Here is a 16606-nt window from a genome sequence, read left to right as displayed (position 1 = left end):
CTACCCCAAACACTCCCCAACGCCTCCCGCCAATCCACCGCACGAATCCCGAACGTCCGCTCCAGCTTGCCGTTGTCCAGCACCGAGAACGCCGGCCGTGGCGCTGGCAGGGGATACTCCGCCGTCGTGATCGGATGCACCTTCACGTGCCGCCGCTCGGACAGCTCGGGCGCCAGATCCCGGATCGCGCACGCGTACTCGTACCACGTCGTCTCGCCCGAATTCGTGAGGTGATACAGCCCTCCCGACGCCCCGCGCAAAGCATCCCGCCCGCCTTCGTTCACCCAGTGACTGCGGATGATCTGCGTGGGAATCTCGGCAAGCGTCCTGCACCATGTGGGCGTTCCATGCTGGTCCGCCACCACGCGCAGCTCGTCGCGCTCTTTCATCAGCCGGATCATCGTCAGCATGAAGTTCCCACCGCGGCGCCCATACACCCACGCCGTCCGGAAGATCAGATGTGCGCCACCCGCGGCGGCCACTGCCTGCTCGCCCACGAGTTTGGTCCGGCCGTAGGCACTCAAAGGGTGGGGAGCGTCCGTTTCCACCCGCGCGCCCGGCGTCTTGCCGTCGAACACGTAGTCCGTGGAGTAATGCACCATCAGCCCGCCGGACCGCGCCATCTCCTCGGCCATGATGCCCGGCGCGGTGCCGTTCACCGCCAGGGCAACCGCTTCCTCGGCCTCCGCCTTGTCCACCGCCGTGTACGCCGCGGCGTTCACCAGCACGTCGGGCGCCTGGCTGCGCACGTACTGCCGCAGCGCATCGGCATCGGCGATGTTGATCTCCGGGTAGTCGATGGCCGTCACGCTGCCCAGCGGAGTCAGGCTGCGCTGCAGCTCGTAGCCGACCTGCCCGTTCGCGCCGATGATCAGGAACTTCATTCGTAGACCTCGCATTCAGCCAGCGGCTTGCCCTTGCGGTCCTTGTCCGACAGCATCGGTTCGCCCTGCAGCGGCCAGGCCACACCGAGTTCCGGATCGTTCCACATCAGGCTGCGCTCGTGCTCGGGCGCCCAGTAGTCGGTGGTCTTGAGAGAAACTCCGCGACCTCGCTCGTCACAATGAATCCGTGCGCGAATCCCGGCGGGATCCACATCACCCGCTTGTTGTCCGCGGACAGCTCCGCCCCGAACCATTGGCCGAAGGTCGGCGAGCTTCTGCGCAGATCTACCGCCACGTCGTAGACGCTGCCCACGACCACGCGAACGAGCTTTCCCTGCGGCTGCTTGATCTGGTAGTGCAAACCGCGCAGCACCCCGCGCATCGAGCGCGAGTGGTTGTCCTGCACGAACTCCGCCGTCACTCCGGTGAGTTCCTTGAATACCTTGGCGTTGAAGCTCTCGAGGAAGAATCCACGGGCGTCTCCAAACACCCGGGGTTCCATCAGGAACACGCCATTCAGTACCGATTCGATGACTTTCATGTGAGGCTCTTCTTACATTCGTACCGAACGGACACGTGACAACAACGTCAACCCATCCTCATCCTGTCCTTCTCCTTGAAGGAGAAGGGACCTTCTGCATGGAACCGAGTGGTCAGGCTCTTCTTACATTCGCACCGGACGGACACTGACAACACCATCGGCCCATCATTCTGTCCTTCTCCTGAAGGAGAAGGGACCTTCTGCATGGAACCGGAGTGGTCAGGCTCTTCTTCATTCGTACCGAACGGACACGTGACAACAATGTCAACCCATCCTCATCCTGTCCTTCTCCTTGAAGGAGAAGGGACCTTCTGTATGGAACCGAGTGGTCAGGCTCTTCTTACATTCTTACCGGACGGACACGTGACAACAACGTCAACCCATCCTCATCCTGTCCTTCTCCTTGAAGGAGAAGGGACCTTCTGCATGGACTTGTCGCCACACCTCTCGCCCGCCGCCCACCTCGCGGTCAGAACACCTTCTCGCGGAGCACCTGCATCAGATACTGGCCATATCCCGATTTCGCCAGCGGGCCCGCCAGCTTCTCCAGCTGGCCGGCATCGATATAGCCCATGCGGAACGCAATCTCTTCCGGACAGGCAATCTTGAGGCCCTGGCGCTTCTCCACCGTCTGGACGAAGAGCGATGCCTCCACCAGCGACTCGTGCGTGCGCGTGTCTAGCCACGCATAGCCGCGGCCCATGGTCACCACGTTGAGATCGCCCCACTCCAGGTACTTGCGATTGACGTCCGTGATCTCCAGTTCGCCGCGCGGAGACGGCTTGAGGTTCTTGGCGACGTCCACGACCCGCTCGTCGTAGAAGTACAGGCCCGTCACGGCGTAGCGCGACTTGGGCTTGGGCGGCTTTTCTTCGATGCTCACGGCCTTGCCGCCGTCGTCGAACTCCACCACGCCATAGCGTTCAGGGTCCGTGACCGGATAGGCGAAGACGGTCGCTCCGGCATCACGCTTTGCCGCGCTGCGCAGCGGCAACACGAGGTCGTGTCCGTAGAAGATGTTGTCCCCCAGCACCAGCGCCGAATGCGCGTTGCCGATGAACGATTCTCCGATGATGAACGCCTGCGCGAGGCCGTCCGGCGACGGTTGCACGGCATACGAAAGCGAGATACCCCAGCGCGAACCGTCGCCCAGCAATTCGCGGAACCGCGGCGTGTCCTGCGGGGTGGAGATGATCAGGATGTCTCGCATCCCCGCGAGCATCAGCGTGCTGAGCGGGTAGTAGATCATCGGCTTGTCGTACACCGGCAGCAGCTGCTTGGACACCACTTGCGTGGCGGGATACAGGCGGGTGCCGGAACCGCCGGCGAGGATGATGCCCTTGCGGTTGGGAATCTGGTCAGTCATCGTGAGTTCTCGTTGGTGTTGCTTGTCTGTTCGGCTTGCAATGCGTGGGCGGGCGAGTCGCTTCACGAATCGAACGACTGTTCACCCCACCCTCATCCTGTCCTTCTCCCTGAAGGAGAAGGGACCTGCTGAATACTGGCAACGTGGTACCGTTCACCGCACACCATCCGCCCTGCCCCCAAACCCCGCTACGCACGCCCCGCGTAGTTCAGATCCACCCACTTGCGGTATTCGCCGGACTTCACCGTCGACACCCACGCTTGGTTGTCCAGGTACCACTTCACCGTGCGGCGGATGCCTTCGGTAAAGCCCACCGATGGAGTCCATCCCAGTTCCCGCTCGATCTTGGTCGTATCGATGGCATATCGGCGGTCGTGACCCGGTCTGTCCGTGACGTACTTGATGAGGTTCTCGTGCGGTTTGTTCGCCCCGTTCTCGATCAACTCGTCCAGAATGCCGCAGATGGTCTTCACCACCTCGATGTTCTGCATCTCGCTCTTGCCGCCCACGTTGTAGACCTCGCCCACGCGCCCCTTCGCCAGCACGGCCCGGATCGCGGAGCAGTGGTCGGACACGTACAGCCAGTCGCGGACGTTCTTGCCGTCGCCGTAGATCGGGAGCGTCTTGCCTTCCACCGCGTTGCTGATGATCAGCGGGATGAGCTTTTCCGGGAACTGCAGCGGACCGTAGTTGTTCGAGCAATTGGTCGTCAGCACGGGCATGCCGTAGGTGTGATGCCAGGCACGGACCAGATGATCGGACGACGCCTTCGACGCCGAATAGGGGCTGTTGGGGGCGTACTGGGTGGTTTCGGTGAAGGCCGGATCGGTCTCGCTCAGCGACCCGTACACCTCGTCGGTGGAAACGTGCAGGAAGCGGAAGCCGGCGTCCTTCTGCAGCGTGTCGCGCCAGTACCCGAGCACCCCTTGCAGCAGATGGAAGGTGCCGACCACGTTGGTCTGGATGAAATCCCCTGCCCCGTGAATCGAGCGGTCGACGTGGCTTTCAGCCGCGAAGTTGATCACCGCACGCGGACGGTGCTCCGCCAGCAGCTTTTCGATGAGGGCCTGGTCCCCGATATCGCCCTGCACCAGGGTGTGGCGCGTGTCGCCCTTGAGCGACGCGAGGTTGGCCACGTTGCCGGCATAGGTGAGCTTGTCGAGGTTCACGACCGGCTCGCCGACTTCCCGAATCCAGTCCAGAACGAAGTTGGAGCCAATGAAACCGGCACCGCCGGTGACCAAAACCGTCATTTCATGTCCTTGAAGTGTAGGAGATGTTCAAGCGACGCGGCTAGACAAGGCTCTCGGAAACGGTCCGGCGACTATCTTGATCCCTGGATAACCCTCATCAAATCTGAAAACGGACCACCCAACAGCCACGCCTCAGGCGTCACCACCACGCATACGCAAATAGTCTTCCAACGACCGCCGGATCCCCTCCTCCAGCCCTACCTTCGGCTTCCAGCCCAGCGCAAACATGCGGGCCGAATCCATCAGCTTTCTCGGCGTGCCGTCCGGTTTGGACGTGTCGAAGGTCAGCTTGCCTGCATACCCCACCACCTTGGCAGCCGTCTCCGCGAGCTCCCGGATGGTGACCTCGGCCTCGCAGCCCACGTTGATGAGCGGCGGCTTGTACTTGTCCAGCAGGTCGCCGTACTGCGCATCGCTCAGTGACAGCAGCGCCACGCACGCATCGGCCATGTCGTCGCTGTAGAGGAACTCGCGCTTGGGTGTGCCCGTGCCCCACACCACCACTTCAGCTTCGCCGCGCTCCTTGGCTTCCAGCATCTTGCGGATCAGCGCGGGCAGCACGTGGGAGTTCTGCAGATCGTAGCTGTCGTTGGGTCCGTAGAGATTGGTGGGCATCACCGCGAAATAGCGCGTGCCGTATTCCCGGTTGTACGACCAGCACATCTCGATGCCGGCGATCTTGGCAATCGCGTACGGCCTGTTCGTGGGTTCCAGCGGGCCGGTGAGCAGGTGCTCTTCCTTCATCGGCTGCGGGCACTCGCGCGGGTAGATGCACGACGAGCCGAGGAACAGCAGCCGGTCCACGCCGTTGCGGTAAGACTCGTGGATCACGTTGTTCTGGATGGCCAGGTTGCGGTAGACGAACTGCGCGGGGTAGGTGTTGTTGGCGTGGATGCCGCCCACCTTGGCCGCAGCCAGCACGACATACTCGGGCTTCTCCTGCGCGAAGAACGCCTTCACCGCGCCTTGATCTTCGAGGTCCAGTTCCGCATGCGTGCGCAGCACCAGGTTGCGGTACCCCGCATGCTCGAGCCGGCGCACCAGCGCCGAACCCACCAAGCCGCGGTGCCCAGCGACGAAGATTTTCGAATCAGGTTTCATCGGGTCTTGGTTCTCCTATGCGGCGCGCTGCGACTCATGCCCAGGCGGCCACGAACTCAGCCGCCGAAAGGACCCGCCCGCGCATCGAATCGTCGTTCAGCAACACTCGGTCACCGGTGACCAAGTACAGGCGCTGATCCGCGTTCAGAATGTCCCACAGCAACTGATCGCCCGCGTCTGGCGCGACCGCCCCGGGCGCGGGCTGCAGAACAATCGCCGGATGAACGAGCGACGTCAACATCGAGTCGATCTCATCCACTGTCATTCCGTGACGCCGCCGGATGGCCGGGCGAAGCAACACGGAGCGATACTCCAGAAGCAAGACTTCCGAAACGACGAATGGAAAGGCCGCACTCAACATTCCGTCGAGAATGCGCGCCACTGGCGATCCCTCGCTGGCCGTCAGCAGCCCCGCCACGACGACATTCGTGTCGACGACGACCGGCGTCGACTTCATGGCTTGTGGCGATATGCGCGTACCTCTTTTTCCGCCACGGCCAAGGCATCCTTCTCCGTCAAGCTGCTTCGAGCCCGAGCGCGTCGAACCAGTTCGGCGGCGTCTTCGCGAGACCTGATGCCATACAGCTCCAGGCTTTCGTCGATCAGTTGACCGATGGTCTTGTTGCGCTGCGCGGATGCTTCCTTTAGAGCCCGATAGCGGGATTCGGACAAAGTGATCGTCAGTCGGCTCATGGACCTCTCACATTGGTGTTAACGCACCAGTATGTTACCCCACCAAAGTGACTGCCTGTCCATGTTCTCGAGCCTTGGCGGGATCTGCGGATCAATACGAGCCGCCGCCGGGCTGTCCCACACAGGAAACGCCCCGATCACTCGTTGTAGTCGTACGCCGAATACCCGTGCTTCTTCACCAGTTCGTCGCGCTCTGCCGCCTTCAGATCTTCCCGCACCATCTCGGCCACCAGTTCGCGGAAAGTCACTTTCGGCTGCCAACCCAGCTTCGCCTTCGCCTTGGCCGGATCACCCAGCAACGTATCGACTTCCGCCGGCCGGAAGTACCTCGGGTCCACCGCCACGATCATCTTGCCCTCGGCGTCGTAACCCTTCTCGTCCACCCCCTTGCCCCGCCAGGTGACACGAATGCCCAGCTCCGTCGCCGCCGCATCCACGAACTCCCGCACGCTGTGCTGCTCGCCCGTGGCCACCACGTAGTCCTCGGGCTTGTCCTGCTGCAGGATGAGCCACATGGCTTCGATGTAGTCCCGCGCGTGACCCCAGTCCCGCAGTGAATCCAGGTTGCCCAGATACAGGCAATCCTGCAGGCCCAGCTTGATGCGCGCCAGTGCCCGGGTGATCTTGCGCGTGACGAATGTTTCGCCACGAATCGGCGATTCGTGATTGAAGAGGATCCCGTTGCACGCGAACATGCCATAGGCCTCGCGATAGTTCACGGTGATCCAGTACCCGTACATCTTGGCGACCGCATAGGGGCTGCGCGGATAGAACGGCGTGGTTTCCTTCTGCGGGACTTCCTGTACCAGACCGTACAGCTCGGAGGTGGACGCCTGGTAGAACCGTGTCTTCTTCTCCAGGCCAAGAATGCGGATGGCCTCGAGCAATCTCAGCACGCCCACGCCGTCGGCGTTGGCTGTGTACTCGGGTTCCTCGAACGACACCGCCACGTGGCTCTGCGCCGCGAGGTTGTAGATCTCGTCCGGTTGGACCTGCTGGATGATCCGCACCAGGCTCGACGAATCGGTCATGTCGCCGTAGTGCAGGACGAACCGCCGGTTGCGTTCCTGCGGACCCTGATAGAGGTGATCGATGCGGTCGGTGTTGAACAGGGAGGTGCGGCGCTTGATGCCGTGCACCTCGTAGCCCTTGTGCAGCAGGTACTCGGCGAGGTACGCGCCGTCCTGCCCGGTGACGCCCGTGAGGATGGCTTTCTTGGTCATGTTCGATGGTCAGTGGTTGGAGACATTCGAGGTCCGGCTGACGCAGCGATTGGCATCAGTTCTCCCGCCCCAGAGAAGCGGTGTTCGAAGAGAGCCATGCGGCGAGATCTTCACGGGATCGTTCACCGCTCGCCAAGGACAATATGAAGCGTTCCTGCTCGTCCACGTCGGCGGTGATCTCGACGCCATTCATGACCAGAAACACTTCCATTACGGCGTGGGCGATACGCTTGTTGCCGTCAAGAAACCCATGATTGCGAATCATGGAATGGCCCAATGCAGCGGTCTTATCTATGAGAGTGGGGTAGGCATCTTGTCCACCCACGGACACTTTGGGCTGAAAAACAGCCGAGGCAATAGCGCCGAGATCGCGCACGCCTGGTCTGCCTCCGCTTTCGGCGAGGATGCGCCGCTGAAGCGCAAGAACCTCTCCGAGAGAAAGAAGGCGCATCAAGCAAGGCGCTTATACAGTTCACGGTTCTTCAGGAGCACCCGAGAGACTGCGGATTCATAGTCATCAGCACCAGCCCCCACCAAGTCGGCGACGGCCGCTTGAGCAAGCTCTTCCGCATTCACGCCAAGGGACGTGGCGATCGCCTGCAAACGCTCCGACTGAGCCTGATTCAACTCGATTGCGATCTTCATCGCGAAATTATCCCATCGGTCAGGTGACACCGCAAAGCCTGTCTATGGGAGTACGGATGCCGGGATTCGAATGGCGAGCCCATCCGTCCACGGCGCCAATCGGCAGTCAAACCTTGGCTACTTCCCGAAGAACCCTTCGAGAATCTCCACGATGCGCTCGGCCGCCTTGCCGTCCCACAGCGCCGGCACGCGCCCGGACTTGCCACCCGCGCTCAGCGCTCGTTTGGCTTCGCGAAGGATCGCCGCCGGATCGGTCCCTGCCAGCACGTTGGTGCCTTCATCCACCGTGACCGGCCGCTCGGTGTTCTCCCGCATGGTGATGCAGGGCACACCAAGAGCGGTGGTCTCTTCCTGCAACCCGCCGCTGTCCGTGAGCACCACGGCGGCATCCCGCCACAGGTTGAGAAACGCCATGTACGAAAGCGGCTTGGTGAGGATCACGTTCGGCCCCAGATCCAGGCCGAACTTTTCCAGATTGCCGCGGGTGCGCGGATGCACCGGGAAGATGAGGGGGAGGTCCTGCGAGATCTCGCGCAGTGCTCCGACGATGCCGCCGAACGTGTCCTTGTCGTCCACGTTGGACGGCCGGTGCATGGTGACCGCGCCGTAGCGCTTGTACTTGGCCTTCAGCTCCGCGCCTTCGAGCTTGCTGGCGTCCGCCTTGCGCAGTTGCTCCACCTGGTACAGCAGGTTGTCGACCATCACGTGGCCGACGTAGTGCACCGCGCCCTTGTCCTTGCCTTCCCGCAGCAGGTGATCCACCCCGCTGGGTTCAGTGGCGAAGTACAGGTCGGAAATCGAGTCCGTCACCAGCCGGTTGATCTCTTCCGGCATGGCCATGTCGCCGCTGCGCAACCCGGCCTCCACGTGCGCCACCGGCAGATTGGCCTTCTTGGCCACGATGGCGCAGGCCAGGGTGGAGTTCACGTCCCCCACCACCAGGGTCATGGACGGACGATCCTCGGCAATGCACTTCTCGTACGCCACCATGATCCGCGCGGTCTGCTCCGCGTGCGAACCTCCGCCCGCGCCCATGAAGACGTCAGGCTGGGGAATGCCCAGCTCTTCGAAGAAGACCTCGTTCATGTCCCGGTCGTAGTGCTGACCGGTGTGGATGATCCGGAACGGCATCGCCTGCCGCTGCATCGCCCGCACGATGGGGGCGATTTTCATGAAATTGGGACGGGCACCGGCGATGAGATGGACTGGCTGCATGAGGGGGATGGGAGAGACGGAGTCGTGAACTCCGCCCCCTCAAGCAAGAGGCTCGCCGGGCCCCAACCCAACAGAGGGCCCCATCTCCTTAAGAAGTCCCCTTTCCAGCAGCAGGTCCCTTCCCCTTCAGGGGGAAGGACAGGATGGGGGTGGGTCAAGAGAGGCCCTGAGGCGGGCGCCCAACCCTTAGGTGGCCCCTACAACGTCACATCACTGTTCGCCGCCGTCATGTCCAGACTCTTCTCCCCCTTATCGGTGGAAATCTGAACCTTGAGCGCCTCCAGCCCCGGCAGACCTTCGAACACCGCGAACTTGATCTTGTTGACCGCCGCCGCCCCACCCGCACAAGCGAATCGATACATCGCCTGCACGTTGCCATCACCCTTGGTGATCTTGCCCTGGGTGTCCACCGCGAATGCGTTGGCGCTCTCGACCTGACACTTGGCCCCTACAGGGAAGACGAACAGCTTGTCAGCAGCCTTCAACCGGCTCAGGACTTCTTCCTGAGTGAAGTCCTGCTTGTCCTTCGTTTCCACTGTGGCGCGGGTCATGGGCAACCGCAACTGCATGCTCACATCACCGCTGCCGGAAACCTCCACCGTAAGCCGGCCACTCAGATATTGGGCGGTAGCCGTGCCGTCAGCGGCGGCGGGCAAAGAGAACGCGAGGGTAGAGACGAGCGTCGCGGCGATGGGGAGGTACTGGCGGATCACTTTCGGGCTCCAAGTCTGTGGTAAAGACTACTGAGTCTACAGCGACACAGACGTCGCTTTCGTTGAAGAAGAAATACTCGCGTGGGCGATCACGTGTGAAAACCAATCCCTATGAAGGCTTGCAATTGAGCCTCTCAGAAAGCGTCTTCAGCATTGAACATGAAACGGCGCGAAGTCGGGAGCAATAGCTCAATACGTCTCATGCTTTACCCCCAATGTGCATCTACGAGTTCCTTTGTATTCCGAATGTTGGTGCGGCTCGAGGCACCAAACACGATGGATTCTATGTTCGGCTGAGAGCAAAGCCAGGAAATGGCCTCCTTTGGGGGTATTGCACCGGAGGCGAACACGGACATCGCTATTGCACGGCACTTGTGTTCTTTGAGAGCTTGCTCGTACGCCTCGAATCCGCCGCACATGCGAAAACCAATCTTGTTTATGTTTGCGCAAACAATTGGATTGTCGATGCCCAAGTCGTCCAACACTCGAAGCAACATCGGCAAGTTCATTGTTATAAACCCTGGCTCTACGTTGCTAGCGGCTCCGGGACGTGTTCCGCGAATATCTTGAATGCGTCCTTGAAGCGAGACCAAGTAACAAATCTACAACTACGTTTTGGGAGGAAAACTACTGGCGTTTGGAGCCTTGAAACATCTTCATCTCCGCATCGACCAGAAGTGTGTGGATTCCTTCGATGTCCTTCTTGGCCAGGGATGCGCCTCCCCTTACCATTGCGTCGAATAGACCTTCTTGGGGAAGAAATCTCTTTAGCGCTCCTAGCATCCCATACTCGGTAACGGCGTTCGCATACTTATGGGCGTAAGGCATACAAGGGTAGAAAATGAAATCTTTGTACTTCTCCTGATTGCTTCTCATGTGTCCGCATATGTCCGAGATGCGGTCATGTGTCGTGCACATGAAGGTGTTGATCCCCTCCGCATGAGCAATATCGAGGACATCTATGACAGCTTGGTTGTCCTGGAAACGCATCAACTGGGCTCGCGCCTTTTCCTCGGACATGTGATTCACACCAAAAAACTGATTGTCACCGAACAGTAGGCGATCCATCGCTTTAGCTATACCCACGAAGAATGTTTGGTTGTGCTACTCATACATAGACCTGATCAACCGAAAAGGAACCGCCGCTTTTTCACTGTGGCGGGGGTAGCGTCCGTACTCCGTACGGATGGCCCCTTTTCCATGTCCATTACCATCATGCCAATGATCTTGTCAGTCATTGATGCACTTTCGAACGAATTAACATTCTCTTCAGCACGCGCGATTACTCCTTTACGAAGTAGTCCAGTTGTGCGGAATACTCTTCACCTCTCACGTAGAACCACACTGGATCGGTCAGATCGGTCGTGTACCGCATGTTCCAACCAGTGTGGTAGCCAGGAGGAGGTTCCACCGTATCTCTCAGATACACTTGACACTCTTGCCGGTCCGCATATATCCGCCCACTGGTGCCCCAGATGGTCATCTTCGTGCTCATCTTTCTGTATGACTCATCACTCCAGTTCACAGACAACTGCGCGGTAACCCCATTTTCGAAGTACAGCGTACTAAATACTTCGTCGTCAGTATCTCTAGAGAAGACGCTGTGTAATGCCGTCCCCCCCACGCCGACTGGCATTCCGAGATACCAATTAACCAAATTGATTGGATGAGCGGCATAGTCATAGAGGCACCCGCCTCCTTCTTGCCTTTGCGTTCGCCAAGTTGACCCTTTCGGTCTCAGCACTACCGGGCCATACGCCTCAGCGAGCACGTGAGTTACGTCTCCGATGGCTCCAAGATCCAGGAGTCTCTTGACCTCTTGAAAGGCACCGACAAAACGGTAGTGGTAACCCACTTGATTGACGAGTTTCCGGTCTCGCGCGATTCTGGTCGCCTCCTCACCCTCCTTTGCGTCCAAACAGAAGGGTTTCTCACAGAACACGTGAATATTGTGCTCAAGCGCCTTGGTAACCATGGGTGCGTGCATTCGAGACGGCGTTGCGATGATCACCGCGTCCAACGGCACCTCGCTGAGCATCCGGTCGAAGTCCGAATAAGTACGGAGCCCCGTATACTTCTCCAGAACGTCTAGCAAGTATCCAGTTGAATCGCACACCGCATCCACTGATACGTCTGGATGGGCTCTGATCATTCCCAGATGCGAAAGCCCCATCTTTCCAAGGCCAACAACGGCCAGCCGAATCATTCCAGCACCTCTCACAAGTTATCAAAATGGGCGGTCTCGGAGTGTCGCATTGAAACGGCAAGCTCCGCGTTGCCGAACAGTCGTGCAGTGTGGGACTCAACCAGCGGCATACCTAAGAAGAAGCTGCTCGTACTGGCCTGCGACATGGTCCCAAGTGAACTCTTCACTGAAGCGTCGAAGGGCTGCCGCCTTCATATCCACTAGTCTTTTCGTTCTCTAAGACATCGCTTAGGCAGGCATCGATTGCAGTTGCATCTCGAAAGTAGACAGCTGCATCTTTCGCCACCCATCGATTGTATGCATTGTCATGAGCAATCACGGGGTTCCCCGCCGCCATTGCCTCCACCAAAGAGGGATTCGTCCCCCCAACGGTATGTCCATGCAGATACACAACGCCATGGAATCGCAATGACTGCACAGTTGCTTTGTCGTAGACAGGGCCTAGAAATACGACTTCTGGTCCTGCCGCATTCATCACTGCTCTGTGATAGACATCCAAGTTCGGCTCGTACTTTCCGAGCACCACCAACTTGATGCCTCTCGTCCTTCTTGAGAACCCCTGGACGATCTCAAGAATCGAGTTCTCTGGTATCGAACGCGCAATTAGAGTGCCGTACTTACCCGGTGCTATTCCGAACGCCCGAACCGGCTCCTCGGGAGCCAACTTGATCGGATCTGCCCCATACGTAATCGTAGTCAACTTTCTTTGGGGCGCCCGACTCAACAAATACTTCTCTATCTCGGGATGATCTGCAATGAGATGGCTTCCGACATGGCATGCGATACGTTCATTTACATACAAGATTGTCTGCTTTGCGAGTCCCCAACGGCACGAGACCATTCGATACCATCCATGTTAATGACGTTTGGAATGCCTTTAATCCGCTGCAAGACATTGAACACTGCTGTGTTATATCCAAACGTCAAGCAAACATCCTTGTATCGACACGCGTGACGAATCGAAATCCAATCGAATCGAGACGTGCCCTTCCATCCAGGGATATCTATGGGCACATTGACTCGTTCAATCCCTTGCCACTCATCCTCGGTAACCGGCCCGGTGCCCTTCGTCTGACAGTAAACAATCACACGCCAACCGTTTCTACGAAGAAACAGCGCAATGTTTTCCGCAGCTGTTTCGAATCCGCCATAGGCCGCCGGAACACCGTGTGTTCCCAGTATGCGAACCGTTCTCACCATTGCTGTTCCTACTTATTGGGTGCAAAGTCAGGTGCACCTACTACGCCTTAGGCCAAAGTTGCACTGCACTTGCCCCATTGGAATTGCAGTACCAGGCGACCACTCCCGACCCTACCGTGCGTTCCGAAGCTCAGATCTCAGCATCTCCATAAGACGCCCGGACGCCTCTCGTCTCCTGTCTCCCGGGTCTTCTGCTTCTATCTCCGGATCCCAAGAATGAAACTCCCGGAACGCATGAAATGTCCATGACCACTGCTCCTTATTGAACAAATCTATTGTGTCGCGAATCCACTGATATCTAGACTCTCTCGGCGCATGACGACTGCACCCAAACTCACCGATGTAAATTGGCACTTTGTGAGTGCGCTCAAACTGCCTCACGGGTTCTAACAGGGCGTCCAGCGCCTGCTTATTCCAAACGCCAATCCCAAACTGTGGACCAGTCGGGTAGGGCACACCCGTCTTAAAGCCGAAGACTCCTTGATGAGTAAATGCGCCGGGGTCCCATACATGTACTTCATATACGACATTCGGCACACCAAGTGGCCTAAGCTGTCAAAACGACTTTGCGTTTGCATCATCTATTGGCTCATAGACGATCGTGCGTTCCGGATCCTCGGCTCTGATGGCTTCTACGATCTGCAGGGCGAGCACTTCCCACTTCTGGCGCCGCTCTTCGTCGCTCATGCGGAGCGGGGAGGATTAGGTTCATTTATTAGATCGAAGCCGACGATGCTTTCGTTGCCTTTGTACCTCCTTGCCACGTCAGCCCAGATCAGACTCACACTCTTTTGCAGCATGGGGTCATCCCAATATCGCTTCGTGGACAGCTGCAACGCGATAACGACGCGCACTCCTAGTTTCGAGGCCTCTTGGAGCACTAGGTCCACTTTCGGCAATTCGGACGGAACGAGATTGAACTGTGTGCATTTGTCACAGTTCTTCGTCCGAATGAAAACCCTTGTCAACGTCGCCCCCGTCTGTGCCAAAGCTTGTATGTCGTCCCGCGAGATCCTGTCCCCCCAACCACCAACCGTGAGGCCCTTCCTCTGGACACTGAAGTATCCTTCGTCGACAGCCTGGCGGCGTTCAGAAGGAGTAGACACTTGGGCAACACGCATTTCGTCAGTTCCAACCCATTCCGTCCCTTCCCCTTCCGTGTTGAGAAGTATTGCGTACCCACCAGCCGAGGCCGGGTGTTCCTTCGCTGCATACGCCGCGTCCGCAACAGCGGCGAAATGGATTACAGCTGTGAGGAAGAACAACCAGTTAACAACCACAAGCTTAGATTTCATTGCAGTCACCTCGCCTCACACAATACTGAGTGAAAACAGGCGCCGCGCTCATAGTATTGCGCCCAATACCCATCCGACTTCAGCGCCCACCCACGCCTCTAATTGCCCGCCTCACCGCATTGATCGTTCTCCACTAACTAGCATTAGTGCGCCCGGATCTTGAAAGATCATCCGTAATGCGTTCTTCCATTCTTTCCTTCTTAGCGGATAGGCCACTTTGTGATAGCGAAGTAGTGCCCGTAGCTCTCCAATTCTCTTTTCGAGTACGGCAACTAGATTCCGATCGCTTTGCACGTCCTTCCGTAAACGGATACTGAGATTTAGATCTAGCACCTTACTCACCAACTGAATGTGATTAGTAGTCAGTGACCCAGTGTTTCCTCTACGAAGAAAGTACAGTGGCTCATCGAGAATCACAAACTTGCATCCACGCAAGAATAAGATCAAGGTATAGAAGGAAGTCTTCCCGTATCGAACGCTTTCATCATAGGGCCTTTAACCCCCGTCTAACGATGTCCGGCGTATTAGGCTTTAACTACTCCAATCTCATTCGCCACCAAATCGGTCGCGCTTAGAACGCCTGACTCCGGGAACAGTGAACTCGTACTGATGGAACCAACTGGTCCGGGGCAAAGGCTCCCCGTCATAGATGATGAATAAATCGTCAGCGATTACATCTGCACTGGTTCTATCAGCTTCTCGAAGAAGCCGTTCAAGCCGAGTTGGCGAGAACCAGTCATCCCCGTCTAGAACAGCGATCCACTTACCACGCGCGTCGGACCCCTTCATTCCTTGCCTTACTCGGTCCCGAGTTCTGAGATAGTGCGACCAATGACACGCGTGAATCCTCGTAGGCCGCCACCACTGCCCGTGATGCGTCGCTTGAGCAGTCATCAACTACGATGATCTCGAAGTCGGACATTGACTGATGAAGGATAGAATCGATTGCTTTCGCGATGTATCGCTCGCAGTTATAGCAAGCGATTACCACCGAAACCAATGGGGAACGATCTGTCGCCTTCGCCTGGTCAGACATTCACGCCCACCCGGCGATAAACATCAGTAATCCGATCATAGTGTCGTTCCGCCGAGAACTCCCTCTCCACCTTGACCCGACCCCGCATCCCCATCTCGACGGCCTTGTCTGCGTTTAGCATCATCCAATCGAGCTTGTCCGCGAGCATCGCGGAGTTTCCCCGCTGAATGACAAATCCATCGACTCCATCGTCTACGATCTCAGGCATACCGCCCATGTCAGTACAGATTACGGGACGGCCCAAAGCGAAGGACTCCACGATCGTCAGACCAAACGTCTCATACCATTCGGACGGGCACACAGTGCAAATCGCCCCTCGAACCAAGTTCTTCAGTTCATCGCCTCTTTTGAAGCCTAGCATCGTCACATTCTTCATCGCATGTCGGCCGATAAACGCCCGAACGTCGGCCTCATCATTGCCCTTACCAACAATGTAGAGAGAGGATCCGGGGAGCGCCTTCATTGCCTCGAGTAGAGTGAAAACTCCTTTCATCCGCTCCAAACGACCAAAGTACAGAATGTAACTACCCCGGCCTGTTCCTGGGGCGTACTGCGAGGCGTCGATGAAGTTGTGCACCGTTGAGATTTTGTCCTGTGGACTCCCCAATTCAATGACCTTCCGTCTTTGGAAGTGACTGACCGCGATGAAGTGATCAATCTTACTCAAAGAACCAAGCCCTCTCGCAATGTAGCTTTCTACCGCACTCAGCGCCGATCTTGCGATGGATCCTCTATTGCAGCGATGCAGCACTGCTTGCCAAAAGTCAGTACCGTGGCACGCTTTGCAAATCCGGTCACCCGCTCTCAGATGAGAGGTCGGGCACACGATCTTGTACTCGTGCAATGTCTGCACCAGCGGCACTTGTGCAGCTTTCAATACTCCAATGACCGATGCAGTGATCTGACCGTAGTAAATGTGAAGATGCGCGACATCAAATCTCCGTTCTTCCAGCAGTCGTCCAATGCAGCGTTTGGCCGACCCAGAAAAAAACAAACTGAGCGAGATCTCGGATAGACGGATTCTCGAATCGCGTAGCTGTGGGAAAGTAACTGCTCCATGGGGAAGCCTCGTTCTCCCGCTGCGCTGAGGCGAATGGAACGACTTCATGACCGGCCAACTCATGAAGCCCTCGCCAACTCGAAAAAGTACGATCCGGAGCCACCCCTCACGTAGTAGTTCTGGTTTACGTTAAGAATCCGCATTGGCGCTCGTACTTAGGCTTTGCTGGCGCGGC

General features: G+C 58.0%; 15 protein-coding genes and 4 pseudogenes. All 19 read right to left on the bottom strand.

Annotated features, from left to right (window positions below; all coding sequences use genetic code 11):
• Positions 1-899, bottom strand: an 899-nt coding sequence (gene rfbD, locus IPK20_21180) for a dTDP-4-dehydrorhamnose reductase (GenBank protein ID MBK8018963.1), incomplete at its 3' end; no start/stop codon positions are given.
• A pseudogene (gene rfbC / locus IPK20_21175) lies at positions 881-1425 on the bottom strand (dTDP-4-dehydrorhamnose 3,5-epimerase). The gene rfbD and the pseudogene rfbC, both read right to left, overlap by 19 nt.
• A 469-nt stretch (positions 1426-1894) precedes the next feature.
• Entirely contained in the window at positions 1895-2791 is an 897-nt protein-coding gene (gene rfbA, locus IPK20_21170) for a glucose-1-phosphate thymidylyltransferase RfbA (protein ID MBK8018962.1), read from the bottom strand.
• 188 nt (positions 2792-2979) lie between these two features.
• Positions 2980-4044, bottom strand: coding sequence for a dTDP-glucose 4,6-dehydratase (gene rfbB, locus IPK20_21165; GenBank protein ID MBK8018961.1), 1065 nt, complete (start codon positions 4042-4044; stop codon positions 2980-2982).
• A gap of 132 nt (positions 4045-4176) precedes the next feature.
• A complete protein-coding gene (locus IPK20_21160) occupies positions 4177-5145 on the bottom strand; it encodes a GDP-L-fucose synthase (protein MBK8018960.1) in 969 nt (322 codons plus the stop codon).
• A 34-nt stretch (positions 5146-5179) separates the two neighbouring features.
• Positions 5180-5563 (bottom strand): PIN domain-containing protein, encoded by a 384-nt coding sequence (locus tag IPK20_21155; protein MBK8018959.1) that lies wholly within the window; start codon positions 5561-5563, stop codon positions 5180-5182.
• Between the two features lie 35 nt (positions 5564-5598).
• Positions 5599-5838, bottom strand: coding sequence for a CopG family transcriptional regulator (locus tag IPK20_21150; GenBank protein MBK8018958.1), 240 nt, complete (start codon positions 5836-5838; stop codon positions 5599-5601).
• A gap of 137 nt (positions 5839-5975) precedes the next feature.
• On the bottom strand, positions 5976-7061 hold the full coding sequence (gene gmd / locus IPK20_21145; GenBank protein MBK8018957.1) for a GDP-mannose 4,6-dehydratase: 1086 nt from the start codon (positions 7059-7061) through the stop codon (positions 5976-5978).
• A gap of 55 nt (positions 7062-7116) precedes the next feature.
• Entirely contained in the window at positions 7117-7515 is a 399-nt protein-coding gene (locus tag IPK20_21140; protein ID MBK8018956.1) for a type II toxin-antitoxin system death-on-curing family toxin, read from the bottom strand.
• Positions 7512-7706, bottom strand: coding sequence for a hypothetical protein (locus IPK20_21135; protein ID MBK8018955.1), 195 nt, complete (start codon positions 7704-7706; stop codon positions 7512-7514). Before IPK20_21135 ends, IPK20_21140 begins: the two co-directional genes overlap by 4 nt.
• Positions 7707-7823: 117 nt before the next feature.
• Positions 7824-8921 (bottom strand): UDP-N-acetylglucosamine 2-epimerase (non-hydrolyzing), encoded by a 1098-nt coding sequence (gene wecB, locus IPK20_21130; GenBank protein ID MBK8018954.1) that lies wholly within the window; start codon positions 8919-8921, stop codon positions 7824-7826.
• Between the two features lie 197 nt (positions 8922-9118).
• The gene (locus IPK20_21125; protein MBK8018953.1) at positions 9119-9634 is read right to left on the bottom strand and encodes a DUF2796 domain-containing protein; all 516 of its coding nucleotides are present in this window, start codon (positions 9632-9634) and stop codon (positions 9119-9121) included.
• A 206-nt stretch (positions 9635-9840) separates the two neighbouring features.
• A pseudogene (locus tag IPK20_21120) lies at positions 9841-10702 on the bottom strand (hypothetical protein).
• 214 nt (positions 10703-10916) lie between these two features.
• Positions 10917-11840: a Gfo/Idh/MocA family oxidoreductase gene (locus IPK20_21115; protein ID MBK8018952.1), complete on the bottom strand. Its 924-nt coding sequence runs from the start codon at positions 11838-11840 to the stop codon at positions 10917-10919.
• Between the two features lie 96 nt (positions 11841-11936).
• Positions 11937-13040 (bottom strand): annotated as a pseudogene (locus tag IPK20_21110) (DUF1972 domain-containing protein).
• A gap of 683 nt (positions 13041-13723) precedes the next feature.
• Complete coding sequence (locus tag IPK20_21105) at positions 13724-14335, bottom strand: cellulase family glycosylhydrolase (protein MBK8018951.1); 612 nt, start codon at positions 14333-14335, stop codon at positions 13724-13726.
• A gap of 546 nt (positions 14336-14881) precedes the next feature.
• Positions 14882-15124, bottom strand: coding sequence for a glycosyltransferase (locus IPK20_21100; GenBank protein ID MBK8018950.1), 243 nt, complete (start codon positions 15122-15124; stop codon positions 14882-14884).
• On the bottom strand, positions 15099-15371 hold the full coding sequence (locus IPK20_21095; protein MBK8018949.1) for a glycosyltransferase family 2 protein: 273 nt from the start codon (positions 15369-15371) through the stop codon (positions 15099-15101). Before IPK20_21095 ends, IPK20_21100 begins: the two co-directional genes overlap by 26 nt.
• Positions 15364-16574: pseudogene (locus IPK20_21090) on the bottom strand (glycosyltransferase family 4 protein). The gene IPK20_21095 and the pseudogene IPK20_21090 overlap by 8 nt, the downstream one beginning before the upstream one ends.
• Between the last annotated feature and the right edge of the window lie 32 nt (positions 16575-16606).

The sequence above is a fragment of the Betaproteobacteria bacterium genome (assembly GCA_016713305.1).
GTDB lineage: Bacteria > Pseudomonadota > Gammaproteobacteria > Burkholderiales.
This window is presented reverse-complemented; position numbering and strand designations above follow the sequence as displayed.